The 17,614-nt window shown below is 74.3% G+C and carries 16 protein-coding genes; 4 read left to right on the forward strand and 12 right to left on the reverse strand.

The annotated features are described in order from the left end of the window. The first annotated feature begins 54 nt into the window (after positions 1–54). Entirely contained in the window at positions 55–591 is a 537-nt protein-coding gene (locus tag ACWCHM_RS15165) for an AAA family ATPase (protein ID WP_204960939.1), read from the forward strand. A 35-nt stretch (positions 592–626) separates the two neighbouring features. On the opposite strand, the gene ACWCHM_RS15170 is transcribed toward ACWCHM_RS15165, so the two are convergent. Then, on the reverse strand, positions 627–1,109 hold the full coding sequence (locus tag ACWCHM_RS15170) for a cellulose binding domain-containing protein (RefSeq protein WP_454222826.1): 483 nt from the start codon (positions 1,107–1,109) through the stop codon (positions 627–629). Positions 1,110–1,399: 290 nt separating this feature from the next. On the opposite strand from ACWCHM_RS15170, the gene ACWCHM_RS15175 reads away from it, so the two are divergent. Next, a complete protein-coding gene (locus ACWCHM_RS15175; protein WP_454222827.1) occupies positions 1,400–2,428 on the forward strand; it encodes a hypothetical protein in 1,029 nt (342 codons plus the stop codon). A 125-nt stretch (positions 2,429–2,553) separates the two neighbouring features. Here the strand turns inward: ACWCHM_RS15175 and ACWCHM_RS15180 are convergent, their stop codons facing one another. Genes ACWCHM_RS15180 through ACWCHM_RS15190 form a run of 3 tightly spaced genes read right to left on the reverse strand, consistent with a single transcriptional unit; the run spans position 2,554 to position 4,978 of the window. Then, positions 2,554–3,018 (reverse strand): hypothetical protein, encoded by a 465-nt coding sequence (locus ACWCHM_RS15180; protein WP_204960936.1) that lies wholly within the window; start codon positions 3,016–3,018, stop codon positions 2,554–2,556. A 5-nt stretch (positions 3,019–3,023) separates the two neighbouring features. After that, a complete protein-coding gene (locus ACWCHM_RS15185; protein ID WP_281898455.1) occupies positions 3,024–3,668 on the reverse strand; it encodes an RNA polymerase sigma factor in 645 nt (214 codons plus the stop codon). After that, positions 3,665–4,978, reverse strand: a complete 1,314-nt coding sequence (locus ACWCHM_RS15190) for a S8 family serine peptidase (protein ID WP_454222829.1) — start codon at positions 4,976–4,978, stop codon at positions 3,665–3,667. The genes ACWCHM_RS15185 and ACWCHM_RS15190 overlap by 4 nt, the downstream gene beginning before the upstream one ends. Before the next feature lie 188 nt (positions 4,979–5,166). On the opposite strand from ACWCHM_RS15190, the gene ACWCHM_RS15195 reads away from it, so the two are divergent. Beyond that, positions 5,167–7,779: a CHAT domain-containing protein gene (locus tag ACWCHM_RS15195; RefSeq protein ID WP_454222831.1), complete on the forward strand. Its 2,613-nt coding sequence runs from the start codon at positions 5,167–5,169 to the stop codon at positions 7,777–7,779. Positions 7,780–7,822: 43 nt separating this feature from the next. Here ACWCHM_RS15195 and ACWCHM_RS15200 read toward each other — a convergent pair whose 3' ends face one another. After that, positions 7,823–8,605 carry an inositol monophosphatase family protein gene (locus ACWCHM_RS15200; protein ID WP_281898458.1) on the reverse strand — a complete coding sequence of 261 codons (783 nt, stop codon included), beginning with the start codon at positions 8,603–8,605 and terminating at the stop codon, positions 7,823–7,825. Between the two features lie 190 nt (positions 8,606–8,795). Between ACWCHM_RS15200 and ACWCHM_RS15205 the strand changes: the two genes are divergently transcribed. Further along, positions 8,796–10,493 carry an aminotransferase class V-fold PLP-dependent enzyme gene (locus ACWCHM_RS15205; RefSeq protein WP_454222833.1) on the forward strand — a complete coding sequence of 566 codons (1,698 nt, stop codon included), beginning with the start codon at positions 8,796–8,798 and terminating at the stop codon, positions 10,491–10,493. A 77-nt stretch (positions 10,494–10,570) separates the two neighbouring features. On the opposite strand, the gene ACWCHM_RS15210 is transcribed toward ACWCHM_RS15205, so the two are convergent. From ACWCHM_RS15210 to ACWCHM_RS15240, 7 genes are all read right to left on the reverse strand, one after another. Then, positions 10,571–11,152 (reverse strand): hypothetical protein, encoded by a 582-nt coding sequence (locus tag ACWCHM_RS15210; RefSeq protein ID WP_454223085.1) that lies wholly within the window; start codon positions 11,150–11,152, stop codon positions 10,571–10,573. 5 nt (positions 11,153–11,157) lie between these two features. Next, on the reverse strand, positions 11,158–12,564 hold the full coding sequence (locus ACWCHM_RS15215; RefSeq protein ID WP_454222834.1) for a hypothetical protein: 1,407 nt from the start codon (positions 12,562–12,564) through the stop codon (positions 11,158–11,160). After that, positions 12,561–13,361: an ABC transporter ATP-binding protein gene (locus tag ACWCHM_RS15220; RefSeq protein WP_454222835.1), complete on the reverse strand. Its 801-nt coding sequence runs from the start codon at positions 13,359–13,361 to the stop codon at positions 12,561–12,563. Before ACWCHM_RS15220 ends, ACWCHM_RS15215 begins: the two co-directional genes overlap by 4 nt. A 79-nt stretch (positions 13,362–13,440) precedes the next feature. Continuing rightward, complete coding sequence (locus tag ACWCHM_RS15225; protein ID WP_281898461.1) at positions 13,441–14,244, reverse strand: cupin domain-containing protein; 804 nt, start codon at positions 14,242–14,244, stop codon at positions 13,441–13,443. Continuing rightward, positions 14,241–14,798, reverse strand: coding sequence for an RNA polymerase sigma factor (locus tag ACWCHM_RS15230; protein ID WP_204960929.1), 558 nt, complete (start codon positions 14,796–14,798; stop codon positions 14,241–14,243). Before ACWCHM_RS15230 ends, ACWCHM_RS15225 begins: the two co-directional genes overlap by 4 nt. Positions 14,799–14,955: 157 nt before the next feature. Then, positions 14,956–16,803, reverse strand: coding sequence for a putative bifunctional diguanylate cyclase/phosphodiesterase (locus ACWCHM_RS15235; RefSeq protein ID WP_454222837.1), 1,848 nt, complete (start codon positions 16,801–16,803; stop codon positions 14,956–14,958). Then, a complete protein-coding gene (locus ACWCHM_RS15240; protein WP_454222839.1) occupies positions 16,800–17,606 on the reverse strand; it encodes an SAM-dependent methyltransferase in 807 nt (268 codons plus the stop codon). The genes ACWCHM_RS15235 and ACWCHM_RS15240 overlap by 4 nt, the downstream gene beginning before the upstream one ends. Between the last annotated feature and the right edge of the window lie 8 nt (positions 17,607–17,614).

The raw sequence follows: 17,614 nt of genomic DNA on the forward strand, positions 1-17,614 counted from the left end.
CGAGCGGCATGCACACAGGTGGACGATGCTAGGGCGGCCAGCCAGGAGGTGACGATGGGGCAACCGACACTGTTCCTGACCGTGGGACTCCCCTGCACCGGGAAAACCACGGCGGCGCGGCGGATCGAGGTCGAGCGGAACGCCCTCCGCCTGACGAAGGACGAGTGGGTAAAGGCGCTCTACGGGCCCGGGAACCCTTCCCTGGCGGGGGCCGTCATCGAGGGGCGGCTCATCGGGATCGGACTGCGCGCTCTCGAACTCGGCACCAACGTGGTAATCGACTACGGCCTGTGGAGCCGCGACGAACGTTCCGCCCTGCGCCAGGCCGCAGCGGACCTCGGCGCGCGGGTGGAGTTGCACTACTTCACCCTCACCCCGGCCGAGCAGCGCAGACGGCGGGACCGACGTCAGGCCGACGCACCGCACACCACCTGGCCCATGGCGGATGAGGAACTCGCCGAGTGGGCCACCCGCCTCGACGTCCCCACGCCGGGGGAACTCGACGGCAGTGAACCCATCGATGCTCCCCCGGCGGGATTCCCGACCTGGCACGCGTGGCGCAGGTACCGCTGGCCCCCGTCGGCTCACTGAGACCTGCGGGTCGACCCGCCCGCCTGACCGCAGGCTCAGCCGAGCGCGCAGGGCGTCCCGTTGAGGGTGAACGAGGACGGGCTGCCGGTGTCACCGGTGTGGTCGGCCACGTACCCGATGGCGATCGCCCCGCCCGGCCCGATGGTGACGTGGTCGTCGTGGCCACGGGCCGTGACGGTGCCACTCGACGGCGAGTACACCGCGTTCCAGCCGGTGGTGATGCGTTGCCCGGTGGGCAGCGGGAACGTCAGCCGCCAGGAGGTGATCGTGGTGACGCCGGTGTTGGTGACGGTGATGCTGCTCGTCAGGTAGGTGTCCCAGGTGTAGGCCGAGTACCTGACGGTGCAGGCGACCCCGCTGGGCGGCGGGCTGCCCGGCACGGCACCGCCCGACCCGGCGCTGCTGGCGGGTGGGGTCGTGCCGGCCACGGCCGTGGTGGGCGCGCTGACACCACCCAGGGCGACGGCCAGCGTCACGGCCGCCGCGGCGGCGGCGGAAAGGCTGCTCTTCGGTCTCATGGTGGCGGTGGTTCCTCCGGGGACGGCGCACGGCTGCGCGGCGGAGCGGGGATGCCCGCCGACACCGGGTGTCGGTGCACCTCGCGAACACCACACTAATCGACTTACTTCGATCATGTGCCGGGCAGACATCGACGACTGTCTTATTCGCCGGTCCTGGCGTCATCTGACGACCGGCCCCGCCACGGTATTTCCCGGCACGTTTACGGCTCTTCAACAACGTCATCGCGTCGATACGGCACCGCAACACGCCGCACTCGGCGTCCCCCGCCGATGGGAGAAAACCTGTCATGGGCAAGGTAGGAAAACGCGTCCGTCGCTCGACGCTGGCCGTCCTCACGGGCGCGGCGCTGGCCGGGCTGCTGGCGGTCACCGCCGCAGCCGCGGCACCCGGCGAGGCACCGCAGGGCAAGGCCGCCGCCGCGGCCCGTACCGACGTCTACATGAAGGACGTCACCGCCGACACCGGCTACCAGCCGCACTCGTACAGCCCGCTGTGGGCCAGCCCCGACATCAAGGTCTGTCCGACGGCCGTGGAGTGCTCCGTCAGCCAGAACCCGAGGGTCGGGGTCACCAACTACCTCTTCGTGAAGCTGCGCAACGCCGGGCCGTACGGCTCGGGCACCGACAACGGCGTGCTGCGCATCTACCGGACGACCCCGGGCGGCGGCGCCACCTGGCCGACACACTGGACCCAGATCGGCGCGGTCAGCGTGCCCGTCTTCGCGGGCGTCACCACGGTGACGATCCCGTGGACCGGGGTGCCCGGACCGGGCCACTTCTGCCTGCTGGCGCGCTGGGTCTCGCCCACCGACCCGATGACCTTCGAAGGCCCGAGCACCAGCGTCAACACCCAGTACAACAACAACATCGCCTGGCGCAACGTCGACTCGGTCCGAGTCGTCTCGGGCGGGCCCCGGGTCGTCCGGCCGTTCGCCATCGGCAACGTGACCACCGTGGAGACCAAGAACGACCTGGTCTTCACCCAGCCGGCGGAGCAGGCCCAGGGCGCCCGGGTCTTCGTCGACCTCGGCCCGACCCTGTTCGAGCGCTGGCAGGCCACCGGCAAGGCCGGCACGGGAGTCCGCCAGGTCGGCAAGACCGAGTTGGAGATCGTCGATCCGGGGCGGGCCAGCATCAGCGGACTGCTGTTGAAGCCCGGTGAGCGCATCGAGTTCTCGCTGGCCTTCTCGGCCGACACCACGCTGACCAAGGAGACCGCGCTCAACGTGACCCAGTTCGGGCCCGACGCCGACGGCACCGCGCGCGCCGACCTCGGCGGAGTGCAGTACCTGCTGGCCGGTGAGCAGCGAGAGTAACGCCGCCACCACCTGAGGACGGGGGCGCGGGCCGGTCGGCCCGCGCCCCACCGTCGTCGCAGGCCGCGACCGGGCACCGGATGCGACGGTCGGGCAGGTCACGCACCACCCACCGGATGCGACGGTCAGCGCAGACAGACCCAGGCGGTGGATACCGCGTAGCCGACGGTACGCGCGCACAACTGCACCGGGCCCGGCGGTGGAACGCCCAACGAGAAGAAACCCACGGCGTCCACCGACGCCTCGTCGTAGGTGCCGGCGGCCGTGCGGGCACTGACCCGGCCGCCACCGGACGGGGAGAGCTGCCCGACGATCCCGGCGTCGCTCACCTCGATCTCCACCAGCACCGACCCGGCACGGAAGGACAGCGTCCGCGCCGACGCCGCGGAACGGGTCATGCCGGCCAGCTCGGCGTCGACGGCCGAGTCGAACGTCAGCTCGGCGACGGCCAGCTCCGCGTCGGCGGTACGCCAGGTGAACGCGGCCAGAGCCGCGCTGAGGTACGCCTCCGAGACCGGCCCGGTGTCCCACAGGGCCGCGCCCAGCTCCGTCGTCAGCGCCTCGTCATCCGCCGGCGGCCACGGCTCCATCCGGTTCACCCCCGTTTCGTGCCGATGGTGGAAGCTCCGAGAAACTCGACGATCGCCGGGCACTCCCGCAGCCTACGCAGGCATCGTGCCTGGGTGGGCCCGATGCTGCCGACCGGCACGCCCAGCCGCTCGGCGACCTCCCGGTAGCTCACCGGCGGGTCGGCCGTCAGCAGCGACAGCAACGCCTGGCAGCGCGACGGGAGCTGCACGAACCCCTCCCGCAACGCCTGTCGACGCTCCGCGCGCAGCAACTCGTCGTCCGGAGCGGGCGTCATCGCGGCCAGTTCCCGGGAGAACCCGTGCTGGTTCTCCAGGGTCTGGTCGTACGGGTCGACGGGGTGGGACCGGCGGCTCAGCCGGGATAGCCGGTAGCACTCGCGGCGGGTCGTGGTGGCCAGCCAGCCCGGTAGCGCCTCGGGTTCGCGTACCCGATCCAGCTGCTCCACCAGGCGCAGCCAGACGGTCTGGTTGACGTCGGCCGCGTCGGAGCGGCTGAGGTCGTAGGCGCGGATGACCGCGTACACGACCGGGGTGTACCGGCGGACCAGCTCGGCCCAGGCCGACTCGTCCCCACCGGCGGCGGCGGACAGCAGACCGGTCGCGCTGGCACCTGTCACCGGGTCACCGCCCGGGGCGTCGACCCGGCTCATCCGACGAGCACCCCGTAGTCGGGGTGCCAGCGGGGGGCGGCGAGCAGGCTCGCGCGGGCCGCGTCCGCGCTGAGGCCACCGGCGGTCATCAGGGCGGCGAGCCGCCCGGAGACGTGTGCGGTGGCGAACGAGGTGCCGGCCCAGATGGCGAACCCGTGGAACTGCCGTACCGGCCTGCCGGGCAGCGGAAGCTTCCCCTCGACGTAGGTGCTGTGCCGCTCGCCGACGGCGCAGGCGTCCACCCAGCGCCCGTAGCAGCTGTCGGCCGCCGGCACCGGGCCGCCCGACGTCTGGGTGACCGCCGCGACCGCCAGCACCCGGTCCAGGGCGGCGGGCCAGAGCGGACGACTGGTCCCGGCGTTGCCGGCCGCGGCGACCACAGCGCTCGTCGCCGGCAACGCCGCCAGCGCGTTGGCCAGTGGCAGCGACGGCTGATCGTCCAGGGTGTAGCCGCCGAGCGAGAGGTTGAACACGGTGACCTGCGGCGCGAGCCGGCTCAGGGCAGCCACCACCGTCGACTCGTCACCCACCCCGTTCGGGTCCAGGGCCAGTTCCGGGTCGACGCGTACCCCCGGGGCGGCCTGCCGGACCACGCCCGCGACGAAGGTGCCGTGCCCGCCCTGCGTGGCCAGCACGTCGGTGCTGACGTAGAGCGGATCCTCGTCGTCGAGTTGCGGCAGGTACGCGCCGCCGAGCCACTGCGGGTGGCAGACGCCGGCCTGCTGCCAGATCCCGGTGTCACAGATGCCGACGGTGACGCCGGCGCCCTCACCGAGCCGGCTCGGGTCGGGAGGCGGCAGCGCCGCGGCGGCGCTGGGCGGCGTGCCCGGGTTTCCCATGATGTTGCCCAGCCCGAGCAACACGTGGTGGGGCTGCACCGCAGGCACCTGTTGGCCGGGCCACTGCTGGGGGTCGCGCAGTTTTCGCACGACACCGGGGATGTCGGTCTCCCGGTCGAACAGCAGCCGGGTGACACCGGCGAATCCGGCGCCTACGGTGACCGGATAATCGTGGGCGCGCAGCCAGGTGGCGACCCGGTTGGCGTCGGCGGCGGCGGCGAGCAGTTGCCGGGGACGGTAGAGGATCTCCCGGCCGGGGACGGTGTACCGGCGTACGTTCTGGTCGGCGGCCAGCGCGGCCTCGAACGCCTTCTGGTAGGCGGTGGCATCGGCGTCGCCGGCCGAGGCGGGGGCCGGACGCGGCACGACACCGAACGGCGTCGCCACGGCCAGCGCGGACAGCGCCAGGATCCGCCGTCGGGACAGCTGGCCGCCCGGACCAGGCACGGTGGGGTGGTCAGACGGCGGCACGGATCCTCCATGCTCGTGAAAGAAGCGCGCCCACCGATGGTGAGCTCGGCGAATTCCCCGACCGCCAATTATTCCGGACCATCGCCGATTGTCAATTAGGGGCAACCGAGCAGGACACCCATTGACGACATTCCCGCGATGGATTCCCGGCGTTGACTCACGGCTGTTCGTCGTGGACTCTCTAGGGCATGCCCGACAGCACCGTTTGCGGTGCCGCGGCGGCCCAGGCGGCACTCGACGCCGTCCAGCGATTCCCACCCGAGGCGATCAGCATCGCCCAGCGGGTGCTCGCGAGCCAGACCGCCGACGACGACGAGCGCTCCACCGCCGAGCGGGCCATCGGGCTGGCCCTGCGCGAGCTCAACGACCTGCCCGGTGCGCTGCGCCACCTGCGCCGGGCGGTACGGGTGTCCGGCACCCCCCGGACCCGGGCGCTGGCCCGGATGAGCCTCGGGTACGTGCTGGCCAACGCCGGCCGTACGGCGGCTGCGCTGCGGGCGGTGACCGCCGCGCTGCCCCAGCTCGCCGGTGCCGACGCCGGCCGGGCCCGGATGCAGCGGGGGGTGGTGCTGCACTACCGCGGGCGCTACGCCGAGGCGGTACGCGACTACGGCATCGCCATCGACATCGCCCAACGCGAGAACGATCCGCTGTTGGAGGCCCGCGCCCGCAACAACCGTGGCCTGCTCAACGCACACCGGGGCTCCTCCGGTGGCACCGGCGACGACCTGTCCCGGGCGGCGGCGGTCTTCCACCGGCTCGGGCTCGATCTCGCCGCGGCCGACGCCAGGTGGAACAGCGGCATCGCCGCCGGGCAACGCGGCGAGATCGCCGTGGCGCTGCGCTGTTTCGCCGACGTCGACGAGGAGTACCGGCGGCTCGCCGTCCCGCGTCCGGCGCTGCTGCTGGACCGGTTCGAGCTGCTGCTGTCGGTGCCGCTGCTCGACGAGGCGGTCGAGGTGGCCGCCGCAGCGGTCCGGGAGCTGCACCGCCGGGGCATGGCCTCGGACCTCGCCGAGGCGCTGCTCGCCCAGGCCCGGGCCGCGCTGCTCGCCGACGACCTGGACACCGCGACCGCCGCCGCCGCGCAGGCCCGGGTCAGGTTCCGGCGTCAGGGCCGGCGCACCTGGGCCGCCTTCGCCCGGCACGTCGAGCTGCGCGCGGAGTTCCGCCGGGGCACCCGGACGGCGGCCCTGCTCACCGCGATGGTGCGGACGGCCGACGAACTCGACGCCACCGGCTGGCCGGGGCCGGCGCTGACCACCCGCCTCGAGGCCGGCCTGCTGGCCGCCGCCTCGGGTCGCGTCGACCGCGCCGTGACCCTGCTCGACATGGCCGCGCAGGCCCGCCGTCGGGGCACCGCCTCCCGCCGCGCCCAGGGCTGGTACGCGCTGGCCCGCTCGCGTCGGCTCACCGGTGACGACGCCGGGGCGGCCCGGGCGCTGCGACGGGGGCTGGCGGTGCTGGACCGGCACCGCACGTCGCTCGGCGCCACGGAGCTACGCGCGCACAGCGGCACGTACGGTCGGGAACTGGCCGCCGAGGGGCTCGACATCGCGGTGCGGGCCGGCGCCCCGGCCCGGACCCTGGCCTGGGCCGAACGCTGGCGGGCCAACACCCTGCGGATGCGTCCGGCGCTGCCCCCTGACGATCCGGACCTGTTCGCGGCGCTCACCGAGCTCAGGCTGGTCAGCAGTCTGCTGGAGGACGAGGTGCTGGCGGGTCGGCCGGCCCACGCCCTGCGTGGTCGGCAGGCGCGGCTGGAACAGCGCATCCGGGACCTGGCCCGCCGGGTGCCCGGGGGGACCGGTGTGGTGGACCCGCCCGGTGTGGGCGTGCTCGCCGGGCGGCTCGGCTCCCGGGTGCTGGTCGAGCTGGTCGCCCACGGCGACCGGCTGCGCGCGGTGCTGGTCCGCGACGGCCGGGCCAGCCTGCACGACCTCGGGCCGCTCGCCGAGGCGGTGCACCTGACCCGGTGGCACCGGTTCGCCCTGCGCCGGCTGGTCACCACCGGCGACACGGCGACCGCACGGGCCGGGGCCGGGCACGCCGCCGCCGCGCTGGACCGGCAGCTCTTCGATCCGCTGCGCCGGCACCTCGGCGACCGCCCCCTGGTGATCGTGCCGGTCGGGGCCCTGCACGCGGTGCCGTGGTCGGGTCTGCCGACCTGCGCCGGGCGTGCCGTGACCATCGCCCCGTCGGCCACGGCCTGGCTGCGGGCGGACGGCGGGGAAGACCCGACCGGGCCGTCGGTGCTGGCCTGCGGGCCGCGCCTGCCGGCGGGTCAGGCGGAGGTGGCCCGGCTCGCGCAGGTGCTGCCGGGGGCGACCCTGCTCACCGGCGCGGACGCCACCGCCGACGCGTTGACCGCGGCATTGGACGGGGCCGGCCTGGTCCACATCGCCGCCCACGGCACCTTCCGCGCCGACAATCCGCAGTTCTCCACCCTGGAGCTGGCCGACGGCCCGCTGTTCGCCTACGAGTGGGAGCGGGTCGCCCGGCCGCCCGGCTGTGTGGTGCTGTCCGCCTGCGACTCGGGGCTGACCGGGGTCCGCCCCGGCGACGAGGTGATGGGCTTCACCGCCGTGCTGCTCGGCCTGGGCACCCGCTGCCTGGTCGCCACCGTGCTGCCGGTGCCCGCCGACCCCACCACGGCGCTGATGCTGGACCTGCACCGACGGATGCGGGCGGGGCTGCGCCCGGCGCAGGCCCTCGCCGACGCCCAGCGGGACTTCGTCGCCTCCGGCGACAGCACCGCCGCAGCCACGGCGGCGGCGTTCGTCTGCCTCGGCGCCGGTTGACGCGCTGGTTGACGTCCCGCCCCGGCACCGCCGCCGGTGCGGGTCAGCCCAGCGCCGCGACCCGGGGACGCAGACCGTCGATCAGCTCCGGCGGGGCGGCCAGCACCCGGCTGCCGCTCACCTCGACCGCGACGCCGGCCTCGACGGCGATCACCTGACCGGCCGCCCAGTCCCAACGGAACGTGCGGTCCTCGACGTAGGCGTCGCACCGGCCCGCCGCGATCCAGGCCAGCGCCAGCGCCGTCGAGCCCAGCATCCGTACCCCGCGCACGTCGGCGGCCAGGTCGGTGACCACGGCCGCCTGCACCCGGCGGTGGTCGACGTCGTAGGCGTAGCCGGCGGCGAGGACGACCTCGCCGAGCGGGATGCCGGCACGCCGGGTCAGCGGGGTGCCGTTGAGGACCGCACCGCCGCCCCGGACGCCGCAGAACGTCTCGTCGTGGACCGGGTCGTGGACCACCCCGACGACGGGCCGCCACCCGTGTCGGGTCTGCTGCTCGCAGGCGACGCTGACGCACCAGAACGGTATCCCGGAGACGTAGTTGACGGTGCCGTCGAGGGGGTCGAGCACCCAGCGCAGTCCGGAGTCGCCGACGTGGTCGCTGCCCTCCTCGGCGAGAATGCCGTCGCCGGGGCGGCGGGCGCGCAGCAGCTCGACGATGCGCGTCTCGCTGGCCCGGTCCGCCTCGCTGACCAGGTCGGTGGGGGCGGTCTTGTAGTCGACGCGGCCGTGGTCGCCGAAGCGTCGCAGCAGTTCCCGGCCGCCGAGGCGGGCGGCCTCCTCGGCGACCCGCCGGCAGTCGTCCAGCTCGGCACCGGTCGCCATCGTGCTCTCCTCGGGATCGTCGGCAGGGCCGGTGGAGATCGTCGCACCCGCGCGGGCGCGGACACCAGGCGGACGCGGGCAGCGGTGGGGCCGCCCGGTCGGGCACACTGTGGACGGCGACCGGGGAACCGACGCTCGCCGACACCCGTCGACCCGCCCCGTCGCCACCGCGGTGGGGAGGCAGCGCGACATGGGTACGGTGGACACAGAGCGGCTGCTGGCGCGGATCCGCGACGGGCTGATCGGCGAGGGAGAGGTGCTGGAAGGCCCGTACGGGCCACGCCGGATCACCTACGCCGACTACACCGCCTCCGGTCGGGCGCTGGACTTCGTGGAGGACACCGTCCGGGACTGGGTCCTCCCCCGCTACGCCAACACCCACACCGAGAGTTCCGCCACCGGCCGGGTGACGGGGCGGCTGCGGGAGGACGCCCGACGGACGATCCTCGACGCCGTCGGGGGCAGCGACGAGCACGCGGTGATCTTCTGTGGGGCGGGGGCCACGGCGGCGGTCGACAAGCTGGTGGGCGTCCTCGAACTGCGGCTGCCCGCCGGGCCGGCGCGCCGCCACGGCCTGCTGGACGGCATCGCACCGCAGCAGCGCCCGGTGGTCTTCGTTGGCCCCTACGAGCACCACTCCAACGAGCTGCCGTGGCGGGAGACGTACGCCGACGTGGTCGTCATCGGCGCGGACGCCGACGGGCACATCGACCGGGCCGAGCTGGCCGAGCGGCTGGCCCGGTACGCGGACCGCCCGCTGCGGATCGGCAGTTTCTCCGCCGCCTCCAACGTCACCGGCATCCTGTCCGACACCGACGCGATCGCGGCGTTGCTGCACGCCCACGGGGCGCTGTCGTGCTGGGACTACGCCGCCGCCGGCCCGTACGTGCCGATCCGGATGGGCGAGTCGTCGCCGGGCGTCGGGGACGGCAAGGACGCGGTCTTCCTGTCCCCGCACAAGTTCGTCGGCGGCCCGCAGACCCCGGGCGTGCTGGTGGTGCGGCGGGACGTGCTGCGCAACCGGGTGCCGGTGGTCCCCGGGGGCGGCACCGTGGCGTTCGTCGACCCGCTCGGGCACCGGTACCTCGACGATCCGGTGGCCCGCGAGGAGGGTGGCACGCCGGCGATCGTCGAGTCGATCCGGGCGGGCCTGGTGTTCGCCCTCAAGCAGTCCGTCGGCACCGACGTCATCGCCGACCGGGAGGAACGGCTGTGGTCGCGGGCGCTGCGCCGCTGGTCGACGAACCCGGGGATCGTGGTGCTGGGCAACACCCGGGCGCGGCGGCTGCCCATCGTGTCGGTGCAGATCCGCCACGGTGCCCGCCAGCTGCACCACAACTTCGTCGTGGCGCTACTCAACGACCTGTTCGGCATCCAGGCGCGCGGCGGGTGCTCCTGCGCGGGCCCGTACGGGCACCGGCTGCTCGGTATCGACGAGGAACGTTCCCGCGCGTTCCGGGTGGAGATCGCCCGGGGGTGGGAGGGGATCAAGCCCGGCTGGACCCGGATCACCTTCGGCTACTTCCTCTCCGAGCGGGTCGCCGACTATCTGATCGACGCCGTCGACCTGGTCGCCCGGCAGGGGCACCGGCTGCTGGCCGACTACCGCTTCGACGCCCGTACCGGCCTGTGGCAGCACCACCGGGGCCCGGGGCGGTCGTTGCGCCTGGCCGACCTGGCCCGCCTGGTGGCCGGCGGGGAACAGCCGACGCCCCGGCGGCAGGCCGGGGAGGACGCCCTGACCGGCTACCTGCACGAGGCGCGGTCGATCCTGGCCGATCGCCGGGACCAGGTCGACGAGGGGCCCACCGGCCTACCGGCCGGCGTGGAGGCGCTGCGCTGGTTCCACCTCCCGCCGGCCTGCACCGCCACCGCGTCGTCGCGCTGACCCGGGCGACGCCCGACCACCCGGCCGGCCGTCCCCCGGTCGGTCCCGGGAGCGGTTCCCGCCCGCCGCCGGGGCCGCTACTCCGACGGCTCCGTGCGGGCCGGGCCGCCGAAGGCGTAGGCGACCAGCCCGGCGAGGGCGAACGTCACCGCCGTCACCGTGGCGGCCCGGCTGTCGGCCGGCTGGCCCTGCCAGGTGGCGACCGCTCCCCAGACGCCGCCCTGCGGGTAGAGGGCCGCGATGGTGGTCCAGCCCACCGGCAGGAACCATGACCGCGCGGCGCCGACCACGCTCGTGCACAGCGCGGTCAGGCCGAGCAGCCCGGCGGCGTCGCGGGCCACCAGCGCGGCCGGCCCGAACCGGGCTGCGGTGTGCAGCGTGGCCAGCAGCACCGCGACGACGATCACCAGGCCGGCGAGCACGTGCCCGCCGCGCCGCCAGGGCCAGCGCAGTGACGCCGTCCGGTCCAGGTTCGCGTCCGGGCCGGCGAGGGTGGGGGCGAGCGCCGCGACCATCAGCAGGACGGTCAGCACGACCACCAGCGGGGTGGCGTCCCGGTCCTCGGCGAAGGTCAGGTGCAGCGCCCAGATCACCGCCGCGCCGCCGACCGCCGCGGCCAGGGCCAGGGGTACGCGCCGGGAGCGCAGGTAGAGCAGCATCCCGGTCACCTGGTGCTCCCGGACAGCAGCCCCTCGGGGTCCCGGCAGGCCAGCAGGGCGTCGCGGACGGCCGTGACCCGGGCCACCGCCTCCGCCTCGGGCAGTGCCCGCAGGCCCTGCCACAGGGTCCTCGCCCCGGTGGTGATCGCCGGGTCCTCCTCGATCATGCCGGGGACCAGCCCGACGTCCGAGCGCGGCTCACGGCCCATGAGCCAGTACGCCGCCGCCCGTTCGACGGTCTCGTTGCGGTTGCGGCAGTCGCCGTCGTACGGGACGCCCAACCCTCTGACGACCTCCAGGAACACGACGTCGGGGTGGGCGAGCCGGCCCCGCTTGTCGATCCGGACCTCGACCGTGACGACCCCGTCCGGGACGGTCGGCTGCTCCCGGCGGTACCCGATCGTGTGGGTGTCCTCGTGCACGACGGTCGGCGCGCCCGGCAGTTTCGCCAGTGCCGCGAGGCCCTCCCGGGCCGGCGGGGTGATCGTGTCGAGCACGGTGGCGTGGACCCGGCTGACGCACACCGTCGGGGTGTCCTTGGTGCACACCAGTTCCCTGGCGACCGGGTCGACCGGCCAGGTGAGCACGTCCCGGTCGGTGGGGAGGAGCGCCGTCGCTACCGCGACCCCGAGCAGCACCGGGAGCACCGCCATCACCCGGGCCCGCCAACCGTCGGCGACGAACAACAGCAGCCCGGTGAAGGCGAGCGTGATCATCGAGATCGCCAGTGCGCCGCTGACCCGGTTGTCGATCGTCTGGTAGTCGTGGAAGCCGCCGGAGCCGTGCGCCGGGGAAATCGCCGCAGCCAGCCGCTCCGGGGGCGAGATGGTGGCGAAGAAGACCAGCAGCACGCCGCCCACCGCCAGCGCCGGGGCGGTCACCAGGGCGGGCAGCAGCCGCCCGATGCCCAGTCCGAGCCACGCCGCGGCGACCAGTGACAGCGCGCCGACGGCGGTGACAACGACGAAGTTCAGCAGCGGCAGGTACGAGGCGGTGGTGACGATCCAGGCGATGCCCGCCGCGGTCACCACCAGGTAGGCGACCGCGAGGGTGAGGGCCATCGTGCCGAGCACCGGCAGCATCCGGGCGGGGTGGGGCCGGGCGGTGGTGGCGAACAGTTCGCCGACCTTCGCCCGGTGTTCCCGGCGGCCCTGCCAGGCTCCGGCCGCGAGGGCGAGCGGCCAGAGCAGGAGCAGGTACTCCCGGATGGCCAGGGCGAGGGCCATCCAGCCGGTCGACCAGCGTCCGGTCGCCACGTACAGCGCCCCGACCCCGACCACCACCGTGATCAGCGCGGCGCCGAGCGCGGCGGAGCGGCGCAGTTCGATCCCCGTGACGCCCACGCGGGCACCCCGCTTCCCCTCGGGCCGCCGGGCGGCGGCGGTGTGCACATCGACGGTTCGCCCGCTCATCGGGTGGCCTCCGCACGGTGCTGACGCAGCAGCGCGGAGTAGCCCCGCTCGGCCGGGCTGTCACCGGCGTGGCCGGCGTCGCCCTGCGCGGCCAGTACCTCGGGGGTGCCCTGCCACACCAGGCGGCCCTCGTTGACCAGGACGACGTCGGTGCAGGCCGCCACCACGTCCTCGACCAGGTGGGTGGAGACCAGCACGCAGGTGTCGGTGCCGAGGTCGCGCAGCAGTTCCCGGAAGTCGAGCCGTTGTTCCGGGTCGAGACCGACGGTCGGCTCGTCGAGCAGCAGGAGCCGTGGGTCGTTGACGATGGCCTGGGCGATGCCGGCCCGGCGCAGCATGCCGCCGGAGAGGGTCTTCATCCGGGCGTCGGCCTTGGCGGTGAGCCCGACCCGGTCGATGGCCCGCTGCACCGCTGCGGCGACGCCCGCCTTGGGCATCTCCTTGAGCCAGGCCAGGTAGGCGACGAACTCCCGCACGGTGAACCGGGGGTAGTAGCCGAAGTGCTGCGGCAGGTAGCCCAGGGCACGGCGGACCGCCCGCAGCTCGGAGCGGCCGTCGACGGGGTGCCCCAGCAGCGTCAACCGGCCACCGGCCGGGGGCACGACGGTCGCCAGGGCGCGCATCAGCGTGGTCTTGCCCGCGCCGTTGGGGCCGAGCAGCCCGTGCACGCCGGTGGGCAGGGCCAGGTCGAGGCCGTTGACGGCGAGGTACCGGCCGGCCCGGACCTGGAGGCCTTCGGTGTGGATCGCCCAGGGATGGGTGGTGGTGGTCGTTTCGACCGCGCTCACCGCACGCATCGTCGCTGTCTCCTTCGATAATTGCCAGGGCAGGGTGGCGGTCCGGCCGGGTGGCCGTACCGCGGGGTCACAGGTGGGGTCAGTCGCGGTGGGAGAGCCGCCGGAACCCGTCGGCCCGGAGCAGGGCCATGACGGTCAGGGCGGCCGTGACCAGGGCCCAGGTGCGGGCGCTGTCGGCCGACAGCACCACCGGCATCCGGGCGGCGACGAGGCTGGGGGCGATCACCGCGAGCGTCCAGGCCGTGATGAGACCGAGCGCGGCGCGGCGTACGCCGACCAGGGTACCCAGCAGCAGGGTGGCTGCGGTGAACGCCAGGCAGGGCAGCAGCAGCAGCGCCAACGACGTCCCGGTGCCGGCGCCGACCACCGCGAGCGCGGGGATGACGAACGCCAGCACCGCAGCGGTGCGCCGCAGCAGCATCGTCAGGCCGGCGGCGGGCGTGGCCGCGATCAGTTCCCAGGCCGGATCGGCCCGGCGGTGCCAGGCAGCCGCCACGCCGGGCAGCGGCGCCAGGGGCGCGATCAGCAGCACCACCGAGGGCAGGCCGACCCACAGCGCGCCGAGCAGCGCGGCACAGCCGAGCACCGTCACCGTCATGACCAGCCAGGGCAACAGGGTGCCGACGAACCAGCGGTGCCGGGCCACCGACCAGGACCGGCTGCGGCCGGCGGGAGCCGGCGTGGCCGCGATCTCCCGGTCGAGGGCCGTGGCGACCAGGTCGATCACGGCCCGACTCTGCGCCGTGGTGCTGCCCGCCAGGCGGGCCCGGCAGTCGGCGCAGTCTTCGAGGTGCACCTCGATCGCCCAGACGCTTGCCTCGTCGAGGCCGGGATCGCCGGTGGCGTACCGGTCGATCTGGGTCAGACTGGGGTGGGTGGTCATGACAGCGCCTCCCGTAGGGCGACCCGGGCCCGGCGGACGCGGGACTTCACCGTGTTTTCCGGTACGCCGAGCAGCACCGACGCCTCGCGCGCCGAGAGCCCGTCGAGGACCGTGGCCCGCAGGGCGGCCCGGACGGCGGGCGGCAGGGTGAGCAGGGCCTGCTCCAGTTCCTGGCCGATCCGGGCGGCCATCACCTCGTCCTCGGCGGCGGGGGCGGTGCTCGGCATCAGCTCCACCTGCGGCACCTGACCCCGGCGGGCGCGGCGGCGGAACGCGTCGACCAGCCGGTGCGCGGCGATGGTCCACAGCCAGCCCACGGCGCTGCCCTGCGCCTCGCCGCCGGTGCGCGCCCGGGTGCCGGCGAAGCTGCCCGCCGCCCGCCAGACCGCCAGGTAGGTGTCCTGGAGCACCTCGGCCACCACGTCCGGGTCGGCGCAGCGGCGCCGTAGGCGCACCTCCAACCACGGGGCGGTACGGCGGTAGAGCTCGTCGAACGCCTGTCGGTCGCCACGGGCGACGCGGCGTACGAGTTCACCCTCGTCGTCCGCTTCCATGTCTGTCCTCACACCTGGTAAGACGACGGCCGCACCGGATCGGGTCCCCGATTGGTATGACCGGCGTCACATCATCGCCGGGTCGGGCTGCCCCCATCCTGACGCACCCGCCCGAAGCGGGTCGACGGGCCGCCTGCCGTGCCGGTGCAGGTCAGTGCTACTGGGCCGCCGGGAACGCCGGCAGGGCGGTGTCCCGGGACACCGCGTCACCGTCGCGCTGAGCGACGATCCCGGCGGTGATCTCGTCGGGCGGCACCGGACGACCGAAGTGCCAACCCTGTCCGTTGTCGCAGCCGGTCGCGGCCAGCCGGTGGGCCTGCTGGGCGGTCTCGATGCCCTCGGCGGTCACGACCAGGCCCAGCCGGTGCCCGAGGGACACGACGGTACGCAGGAAGTCGTCGTCCGTGCCGGGACGGCGGGCCCCCGGCCGACGGACCGGCTGCGCCGACGGACGGGTCAGGCTGGCATCGAGCTTGAGACCGTGCAGCGGCAGGGAGCGGAGGTTGGCCAGGTTCGCATAGCCGATGCCGAAGTCGTCGATGACGATCCGGACGCCGAGGGCCATCAGCGCCGCCAGGGATTCCGCCACCACGCCGGTCAGGTCGATCACGGCCTGTTCGGTGACCTCCAGTTGGAGCAGGTGGGGCGGCAGGCCCGTCCGGTCCAGGATCTGCGCCACCTCCCCGGCCAGGCCGTTGCGGCGGAGTTGGCGTACCGACACGTTCACGCTCACGTACAGCCCGGGTTGGACCCGCTGCCACTCGCTGGCCTGCCGGCACGCCTGCTCCAGCAGGTGGCGGCCGAGCGCCACCACGAGGCCGGTGTGTTCGGCGAGGTCGATGAACCGGGCGGCGGTCAGCAGACCGAGCCGGGGGTGCCGCCAACGGGCCAGCGCCTCCACGCCGGCCAGCCGCCCGGAGCGCAGCGCGGCGATGGGCTGGTAGGCGGCGGTGAACTCGCCACGGTGCAGCGCCGCCGGCATGGCCGCCGACAGCCGGTAGCGTGCCGCGTCGGCGGCGCTACGGTCCTGGTCGAAGCGGCGCAGGATGGCCTTCCCGTCGGCCTTGGCCCAGTGCAGCGCGATCTCACTGTCGCGCAGCAGGGTGGCGCCGTCATCGGCGACGGTGCCCTCGGCCACTCCCGCGCTCGCCGTCAGGGGCACTTCGGTGCCGTTGACGCGGAACGGGGCGACGAGCGTGGCCAGGGCCCGGTCGGCGATCTTGATGGCGTCCTCGGCGCAGGTGGTGTCGCGGACCAGGATCGCGAACCGGTCGCTGTCCAGCCGTGCCACCAGCTCGATCCGCGGGTCGGTGAGGGTGGCCAGCCGCTGGGCGATCTCGCGGAGCAGGAGGTCACCCACCTGGTGTCCGAGGACGTCGTTGACCGCGGCGAAGTCGTCGACGTCGAGGCAGCAGACCCCGATCCGGTCGACCGGCACGGCGACGGAGCAGAGGCGTCCCAGTTCCTCGGTGAACCGGGTCAGGTTGGGCAGGCCGGTCAGCTGGTCGTGGGTGGCGAAGCGGCGGAACCGGGCCTCGCTGACCCGCAACGCCTCCTCGGCCTGGGTGCGGGCGGCCAACGCGGCCAGCCGGACCGCGTCCTGCTCCCGCAGGCTGCGGTCGTGCGCGGCGGACGCGAAGCCGGCCGCGAGATCCGCCAGCAGGTCGTTGAGCCGGGCGGCGCGGGTCGGGTCGGCGGCGACGCCCAGCCCGGTGAGCAGTCGCGCGCCGACGACCGCGATCGTCCCGCCGAGCGCCTCCGGCGAGCCGAAGCCGGCCGCCACCAGATCGACGCCGATCCGCTGGCCCTCGCCCGGCCGCACCGGATCGGCGAGGACCGCGGTGACCAGCCGGTCGGCCAGCGCGCTGACGATCCGGTGCCGCTGCCCGGCGCTGATCGGCACGTAGTGGGCCCGGTGCAGGGCGGCGGCCCACGCCGTGACGAACTCCTCGACGCCCGGCCGGTGCCGGTCGTCGATGCCGTCGGCGTCGGGCCGATCGCTCACCTGCGGCGTCCGACTCCGACGTAGAAGCTCATCCGCTCCGGGTGCTCGCCGACCTCGGCCGGTGACTCGGGACGCCACAGCGGTGACCACACCACGCCGGGCTCCACCAGGTCGAGGCCGTCGAAGAACTCCTCCACCTGGGCCCGGGTGCGGGCGGTGACAGGCGTGTTGGTCCGGCCGCTGAGCCGGGCGCCCTCGCCCATCTCGTCCGGGCGGCTGTCGGTGGTGACGTGGCTGATCGCCACGCAACTGCCGGGGGCCAGCGCCGTCCACAGTCGCCTGACCAGGCCGTACGGGTCGTCGTCGTCGGGGACGGCGTGCACCACCGAGACGAGCAGCAGGCCGACGGGCCGGTCGAGATCCAGCAGCCGGCGGGTCTCCGGGTGCTCCAGGATGGCCTCCGGGTGGCGGAGGTCTTCGAGCAGGGCGACCGCGTTGGGCTGACCGGCGAGGATGTGCGTGCTGTGCGTCACGGCCACCGGGTCGATGTCCACATAGACCACCCGGGCGTCCGGGTCGACCTGCTGGGCGATCTCGTGCACGTTGCCGACGGTCGGAATGCCGGACCCGATGTCGAGGAACTGCCGCACGCCCTGGTCGAGCATGTACCGCACCGCGCGGTGCAGGAACTCCCGGTTCGCCCGCGCGACCAGGCGGAGGTCGGGCACCGCGGCCAGCGCCTGGCGGGCGAATTCCCGGTCGACCTCGAAGTTGTGCGAGCCACCGAGCCAGTAGTCGTAGGCTCGGGCCACGCTCGGCCGGCTGAGATCGACATCCGCTGGCGCCCACTCCGGCCGTTCCATCGCCACCC

It is taken from the genome of Micromonospora sp. SCSIO 07396 (genome assembly GCF_053667945.1).

What these genes read in the sequence shown, in the direction of transcription:
- ACWCHM_RS15165 (WP_204960939.1), top strand. Translation starts at nt 55, where the DNA reads ATGGGGCAACCGACACTGTTCCTGACCGTGGGACTCCCCTGCACCGGG.
- ACWCHM_RS15170 (WP_454222826.1), bottom strand. Translation starts at nt 1,109, where the DNA reads ATGAGACCGAAGAGCAGCCTTTCCGCCGCCGCCGCGGCGGCCGTGACG.
- ACWCHM_RS15175 (WP_454222827.1), top strand. Translation starts at nt 1,400, where the DNA reads ATGGGCAAGGTAGGAAAACGCGTCCGTCGCTCGACGCTGGCCGTCCTC.
- ACWCHM_RS15180 (WP_204960936.1), bottom strand. Translation starts at nt 3,018, where the DNA reads ATGGAGCCGTGGCCGCCGGCGGATGACGAGGCGCTGACGACGGAGCTG.
- ACWCHM_RS15185 (WP_281898455.1), bottom strand. Translation starts at nt 3,668, where the DNA reads ATGAGCCGGGTCGACGCCCCGGGCGGTGACCCGGTGACAGGTGCCAGC.
- ACWCHM_RS15195 (WP_454222831.1), top strand. Translation starts at nt 5,167, where the DNA reads ATGCCCGACAGCACCGTTTGCGGTGCCGCGGCGGCCCAGGCGGCACTC.
- ACWCHM_RS15200 (WP_281898458.1), bottom strand. Translation starts at nt 8,605, where the DNA reads ATGGCGACCGGTGCCGAGCTGGACGACTGCCGGCGGGTCGCCGAGGAG.
- ACWCHM_RS15205 (WP_454222833.1), top strand. Translation starts at nt 8,796, where the DNA reads ATGGGTACGGTGGACACAGAGCGGCTGCTGGCGCGGATCCGCGACGGG.
- ACWCHM_RS15210 (WP_454223085.1), bottom strand. Translation starts at nt 11,152, where the DNA reads ATGCTGCTCTACCTGCGCTCCCGGCGCGTACCCCTGGCCCTGGCCGCG.
- ACWCHM_RS15215 (WP_454222834.1), bottom strand. Translation starts at nt 12,564, where the DNA reads ATGAGCGGGCGAACCGTCGATGTGCACACCGCCGCCGCCCGGCGGCCC.
- ACWCHM_RS15220 (WP_454222835.1), bottom strand. Translation starts at nt 13,361, where the DNA reads ATGCGTGCGGTGAGCGCGGTCGAAACGACCACCACCACCCATCCCTGG.
- ACWCHM_RS15225 (WP_281898461.1), bottom strand. Translation starts at nt 14,244, where the DNA reads ATGACCACCCACCCCAGTCTGACCCAGATCGACCGGTACGCCACCGGC.
- ACWCHM_RS15230 (WP_204960929.1), bottom strand. Translation starts at nt 14,798, where the DNA reads ATGGAAGCGGACGACGAGGGTGAACTCGTACGCCGCGTCGCCCGTGGC.
- ACWCHM_RS15240 (WP_454222839.1), bottom strand. Translation starts at nt 17,606, where the DNA reads ATGGAACGGCCGGAGTGGGCGCCAGCGGATGTCGATCTCAGCCGGCCG.